This is a genomic window from Streptomyces sp. NPDC059740 (genome assembly GCF_042733155.1).
Classification (GTDB): Bacteria; Actinomycetota; Actinomycetes; order Streptomycetales; family Streptomycetaceae; genus Streptomyces.
This window is the reverse complement of record NZ_JBHWGP010000016.1, coordinates 131,865-138,017: the sequence shown is the minus strand read 5'-3', so window position 1 is coordinate 138,017 and position 6,153 is coordinate 131,865. Positions and strand designations below refer to the sequence as shown.

Sequence of the window (6,153 nt, the reverse complement as noted above, 5' to 3'; positions counted from 1 at the left end):
CGCCCGGTTACATTTCGAACCCGGAAGCTAAGCCTTTCTGCGCCGATGGTACTGCGAGGGGGACCTCGTGGGAGAGTAGGTCGCCGCCGAACAATCTTTGAGGTCTGCCCCCGAGAACATGGTTCTCGGGGGCAGACCTGTTTGTGTTGGCCTTCCGTCGGCATCGTCACCGTCACCTCGTGTTCACCCTGACTGGTCAGCATCCGACACATGAGGACACGCGAAGTGCTCGCCTCCGCAGGGGTACGCAACGGCGACGAGGTCGTCATCCCCGCCTACGACTCCATCGCCCTGGCCGAAGACGTCGTCCAGGCCGGCGCCGTCCCGGTCTACGCCGACATCGACCGCGACACCTACTGTCTCAGCCCCGCCGCTGTCGAAGCGGCGCTCACCCCCCGCACCGCGGCCGTCGTCGCCGTGCACCGCTTCGGTCACCCGGCCGACCTCCGAGGGCTCGCCGCCCTGACCGAACGCCACCACCTGCTCCTGCACGACGTCGAGGAGCCCGGGACGGACCTCACCGACGTCGAGCGACGCCAGGAGCACGCTGCCCACCTCACCGCGCGGCTCCGCGGCGTCCTCAGCCCCCGCCACACCCCGGGCCACAGCTACCAGCAGTACGTGGTGCGTGTGGAGGGGAACGGCCGGCCCGACCGGGACGCTTTCGCCCGTGCTCTGAGGGACCGTGGAGTGTCCTGCACAGTTCCCTTCCGGGCGCCCGTCTACCGCATGCGCGGATTCCGCCGGGACATGCTGCTCCCCGAGACCGAGCGGGCCGTCGACGAGACGCTGGCCCTGCCGCTCCACCCCCGCATGACGCGCCGGGAGTTGCAGCGCACGGCACACGCCTGCAACGCCCTGGGTGGACTGCTGCGACCGGCCTTCTGAGCCACCCGCCGCGGGGCGCCCGCGGACCGGGCGGTGCGCCGGGGAAGAGGAATGCGGCGACAGCAACGACGTGGTTCGAAGGGCCTTCGACATCAGGTATGCTTTATCTCGTCGGCGCGCCCCAATAGCTCAGTCGGCAGAGCGTCTCCATGGTAAGGAGAAGGTCTACGGTTCGATTCCGTATTGGGGCTCAGCGAAAAGGGCCTCCAACCACTGGTTGGAGGCCCTTTTTGTTTTCGTGCAGTGGTCCGGCAGAAGGCGCCACCTGTCGGGGGAGTGGCCCCGCCGCTTCGAACGGCTGGGGGCCAACTCCCTCACCGGCGTGTTCAGTCCTCGGGGTGCGGTTCCGGTACGCGCATGGCGAGGATGGCCATGTCGTCCGACGGGGGCTCCGCCGCGAAACGTTCCACGGCACGCAGCACCCGGGCCGCCACGGCGCCCGCCGTCAGGCCCGTACACGTCCGCAGCACGTCGGTCAGCCCGTCGTCGCCCAGCATGCGGGCGCCCTCGCGGCGTTCGGTGACGCCGTCGGTCACGCACAGCAGGACGTCACCGGGGTCGAGGACGACCGTCTCCTCGTGGAGTTCGAGGTCGTCCATGACGCCGAGCAACGGCTGCGGATCGGCAGCCGGGCTGACCGTCCCGTCCTGACGCAGCCGCAGCGGCAGCGGGTGGCCGGCACACACCACCTTCAGGATCGCGCCGCCGTCCGGCTGCGGCCACAACTCGCCGTAGAGGAGTGTCAGGAAGCGGCTGCGTTCCCCCTCGTCGAGGATGGCGGCGTTCAGCCGCTCCAGTACCGCGGGCCCACCGAGGCCCTCACGGGCCAGCAGCCGGAGCGCGTGACGGGCCAGCCCGGTGACCGCGGCCGCCTCCGGCCCGGTACCGCACACGTCTCCGATGGCGAAGCCGTAGGCGCCGTCCTGGATGGGGAAGAGGTCGTAGAAGTCACCGCCGACCTCGTTGCCCTCGCCGGCGGCCCGGTAGATCACCTCGACCTCGACACCGGGGACGTCCGGCAGCTCCGGCGGCAGCAGACTGCGCTGCAGGGACTGGCTGATGGCGGTGCGCTCGGAGTACAACCGGGCGTTGTCCAGGGCCAGGGCGGCCCGGCGGGAGAGGTCCTCGGCGAGCTCCAGGATCTCCTGGCGGAAGTGCTCCTCACTGGGCTTGCCCAGCGTCAGCATGCCGATGACGCGGTTGCGGGCGACCAGGGGCAGCACCACCGTCTCCCCGCCCACCGCCGCGGCCGTCGCCAGCGAGGCGCCCGGGCCGCGCGAGGGGCGGGCCGACTCGGTCAGGCCCAGGGTGCGCAGCGAGGTGCGCAGGGCGGCGTCGTTCGCGGCCTGGGTCGGGGCGCTCCACACCCGGGCCCCGGGTGTCGGCACCGGCTCGGGCGCCGGCACCTTGCTGAGGAGGCTCTTCAACCCGTCGATACGGTCCTCGTCCTCGTGCAGGACGTAGCTCAGCTCCGGTTCGGAGGTGACGTCGGCCACGGTGTAGACGGCGCACCAGGCGGCGAGCGTCGGCACCGTCATCTGCGCCATGAGGGCCAGGGTCTGGTTCCGGTCCAGGGTGCCGGCCAGCAGGTCGGAGGCCTCGACGAGGAAGGACAGCGAGCCGCGCCGCAACCGTTCGAGCTCGGTGAGGCGGGCCCGCTCCACCGCCAGCGCGATGCGGTCCGCGGCGAACTGGAGCCGCAGCGCCTCCTCGTTGGTGTACCGGCCGGCGGCCTCCGCGGCCACCCCCAGCGAGCCGGTGAGGCGGCCCTCGACCTTCAGCGGAACCGTCACCACCGAGCGCATCCCCGTCCCGCTGAGCAGGGGGACGGCGCCGGGGACGGCCGTCAGGTCGTCGTGCACGGCCGGCATGCGCGCCGAACCGTAGCGTCCGGCCCCCGCCTCGACGGGGACGCGCGCGAACCGCTGGCGGGCCGAGGGCAGGCCGGTGGAGGCGCGTACCTCCAGTTCCGTCTCGTCGTCGGTCGCCAGCAGGAGGTAGGCCGCGTCCCCGTCGAGCATGTCGCGGGCGCGTTCCACCGTGCGCTGGAGGAGGCCGTCGAGGTCGTCGGGGGTGGGGGAGCCGATGAAGACCTCGAAGGGGTCGGCGGAGGTCCGGGTGGTGCCGGTGCCCTCCGCGCCCGCCGAGGAGGAGACCCGGGGCGGCCCCTGGAGGACTGCGCGCTCGTGGTCGCGCACGAGCAGGCACACCGTGGACGCTTCGCCCTCCGCGTCCCGCACCCGCAGGTGGGAGGCGTACACCGGCACCACGCGGCCGTCGGCGCCGCGCACCCCGTAGGAGCCCTCCCAGCGGGAGAGGAGCAGCGCCTCGGCGATGCCGGTGCCGGTGCCGGGGGTGTGGGGCCAGGCCGCGAGGTCGACGAGCGGCTTGCCGAGCACCTGCTCCGTCTCGTAGCCGAAGAGCGCCTGCGCGTCCTCGTTCCAGGCGGTGACGTCGCCGACCCGGTCGACCTGGACGACCGCGACCCGGACCCGGTGTTCGGTGACGGGCAGCGCCTCGTCGGTCAGCGCGGGGGCCGCGGAACGGGTGCCCGCCGACCGCTGGGGGAGGTCGAGCTGGAACCAGACCGTCTTGCGCGTGGCGGTGTAGTCCACGCCCCAGTGGGAGGCGAGGGCGCCGCACAGCAGCAGGCCGCGGCCGCCCTCGTGGTCGGGGTGGACCGTGAGGGGGCCGCCGTTCTGGAGCGGGATCTCCCGTTCCGGGTACTGGTCGGCGACCTCGATGCGCACCGAGTCGCCGGCGTCCCCGTCCAGGACGCACAGCACTTCGGCGGAGGTCCCGGCGTGGACGACGGCGTTGGTGACGAGTTCGCTGGTGAGCACGACGGCGTCGTCGACGACGTCGCTGCAGCCCCAGCCCTGGAGGGTGTCGCGGACGAACGCACGGGCGGTGGCGACCGAACGTCCGACGGGCTCGAAGGTGGCGGCAGCCCGCGCGGTGGTCACAGGTCTCCTCGTGAGTGTGTCGGTGATCTGCTCCCCCATGGTCGCGGCCCCTCCGGTTACGGTCGTGCTCGCCTGGCACCGCCCACCGGTCCGATGCTCGGTGCGCGGAGGACAGCCGGATGCCAGGTTACTTTCCCGACTGAGCCGGTGGGATGCCGGTCACAGGAGTGTTCGTCCCCCCTTGCGACGGGGGATGGTCGAGGGAAGGCCTGTGCGAAGCAGCCAGCGGTTGTGGCCCGGCCCGCCCGGGGTGAAACACTGGGCGGGCCGGCGGAGCACGAGCTTGTCGGGAGGGCCCGGTCGCATCGGTGGGCACGTCCGGGCGGTCCTCCCGGCGGCACGTCGGAACGCCAGGCGCGAAGCCCGGGTGGAACGGTCAACCCTGCGGGAGGGACACGGTGGAGTCTGGCGCAGCGGCGCGGGGCAAGAGCAGCCGCGCACAGAGCGGACGGGCCCGGAGCAGCGGGACCACGGAGGTGGACACGGCGGCGCTGCACAGGTTGCTCGCCGCGCTGGTGTCGATGCGGGACGGCAACTTCCGCAAGCGCCTGACGGTGTCCGGGGACGGGGTGATGGCGGAGATCGCCGCCGTCTTCAACGAGGTCGCGGACCGGAACCTGCACCTGACCGGCGAGCTGTCCCGGGTCCGCCGGGTGGTCGGGCGGGAGGGCAAGCTCACCGAGCGTCTGGAGGGCGGGGCCTGCGAGGGCTCCTGGGCGAACGCGGTGGACGCCGCCAACGCCCTGGTCGACGACCTGGTGCGGCCGGTCTCGGAGGTCGGCCGGGTGCTGACGGCGGTCTCCGAGGGCGACCTGGAGCAGCGCATGGACCTGCGGTCGCTGGGGACCGACGGCTCCTCGACCCATCCGCTGCGCGGCGAGTTCCTGAAGGTCAGCCGGACCGTGAACGGGCTCGTCGACCAGCTCTCGGTCTTCACCGACGAGGTCACCAGGGTCGCCAGCGAGGTCGGCACCGAGGGCAAGCTGGGCGGGCAGGCGAAGGTCCGCGGCATGTCCGGCTCGTGGAAGGACCTCACCGAGTCGGTCAACACCATGGCCTACCGGCTGACCGCGCAGGTCCGCGACATCGCGCTGGTCACCACGGCGGTGGCCAAGGGCGACCTGTCGCGGAAGGTCACGGTGGACGTGGCCGGTGAGATGCTGGAGCTGAAGAGCACCGTCAACACGATGGTGGACCAGCTCTCCTCGTTCGCCTCCGAGGTCACCCGGGTGGCCCGGGAGGTCGGCACCGAGGGCGAGCTGGGCGGCCAGGCGCGGGTGCCCGGCGTCGACGGGGTCTGGAAGGACCTCACCGACTCGGTGAACCTGATGGCCGGCAACCTGACCGCGCAGGTCCGCGGCATCGCGCAGGTGACCACCGCGGTGGCCAACGGTGACCTGTCCCAGAAGGTGACGGTCAGCGCGCGCGGCGAGGTGGCGCAGCTCGCCGACACCATCAACACCATGACCGAGACGCTGCGGACCTTCGCCGACGAGGTGACGCGCGTCGCCAACGAGGTCGGTGCGGAGGGCCAGCTCGGCGGTCAGGCGCAGGTGCCGGGTGCGGCGGGGACGTGGAAGGACCTCACCGACTCGGTCAACACCGCCTTCCGCAACCTGACCGGCCAGGTCCGCAATATCGCGCAGGTGACCACGGCGGTGGCCAACGGCGACCTGTCGCAGAAGGTCACCGTGGACGTCTCCGGCGAGATGCTCCAGCTGAAGAACACCGTCAACCGCATGGTGGACCAGCTCTCGGCCTTCGCGGAGCAGGTCACCCGGGTCGCCCGGGACGTCGGCACCGAGGGGCGGCTGGGCGGTCAGGCCCGGGTGGACGGTGTCAGCGGCACCTGGAAGGAGCTGACGGACTCCGTCAACTTCATGGCCGGGAACCTGACCTCGCAGGTGCGGCAGATCGCGCAGGTGACGACGGCGGTGGCCCGCGGTGACCTGTCGCAGAAGATCGACGTGGACGCCCGGGGCGAGATCCTGGAGCTGAAGAACACCCTGAACACCATGGTCGACCAGCTCTCGGCCTTCGCGGAGCAGGTCACCCGGGTGGCCCGCGAGGTGGGCACCGAGGGGCGGCTGGGCGGCCAGGCGCAGGTGCCCGGCGTCGCCGGGGTGTGGCGGGACCTGACCGACTCGGTGAACGGCATGGCCGGCAACCTCACCCAGCAGGTCCGCAACATCGCCCAGGTGGCCACGGCGGTGGCCCGCGGTGACCTGTCGCAGAAGATCGACGTGGACGCCCGGGGCGAGATCCTGGAGCTGAAGAACACCCTGAACACCATGGTCGA

At 71.9% G+C, this 6,153-nt stretch carries 3 protein-coding genes, 1 tRNA gene and 1 rRNA gene; 4 read left to right on the top strand and 1 reads right to left on the bottom strand.

Annotation, left to right across the window (positions count from 1 at the left end; translation table 11 throughout):
* From rrf to ACFV3R_RS20190, 3 genes are all read left to right on the top strand, one after another.
* Positions 1 to 92, top strand: a 5S ribosomal RNA gene (gene rrf, locus ACFV3R_RS20200); the annotation flags it as partial.
* Between the two features lie 118 nt (positions 93 to 210).
* Positions 211 to 888, top strand: a complete 678-nt coding sequence (locus ACFV3R_RS20195) for a DegT/DnrJ/EryC1/StrS family aminotransferase (protein ID WP_385584504.1) — start codon at positions 211 to 213, stop codon at positions 886 to 888.
* Between the two features lie 118 nt (positions 889 to 1,006).
* Positions 1,007 to 1,079: transfer RNA gene (locus ACFV3R_RS20190), tRNA-Thr, on the top strand.
* Positions 1,080 to 1,214: 135 nt separating this feature from the next.
* Here the strand turns inward: ACFV3R_RS20190 and ACFV3R_RS20185 are convergent.
* Positions 1,215 to 3,893 carry a SpoIIE family protein phosphatase gene (locus tag ACFV3R_RS20185; RefSeq protein ID WP_385584501.1) on the bottom strand — a complete coding sequence of 893 codons (2,679 nt, stop codon included), beginning with the start codon at positions 3,891 to 3,893 and terminating at the stop codon, positions 1,215 to 1,217.
* 437 nt (positions 3,894 to 4,330) lie between these two features.
* Here ACFV3R_RS20185 and ACFV3R_RS20180 point away from each other — a divergent pair.
* A partial coding sequence (locus ACFV3R_RS20180) for a HAMP domain-containing protein (RefSeq protein ID WP_385584535.1) occupies positions 4,331 to 6,153 on the top strand: 1,823 nt, incomplete at its 3' end.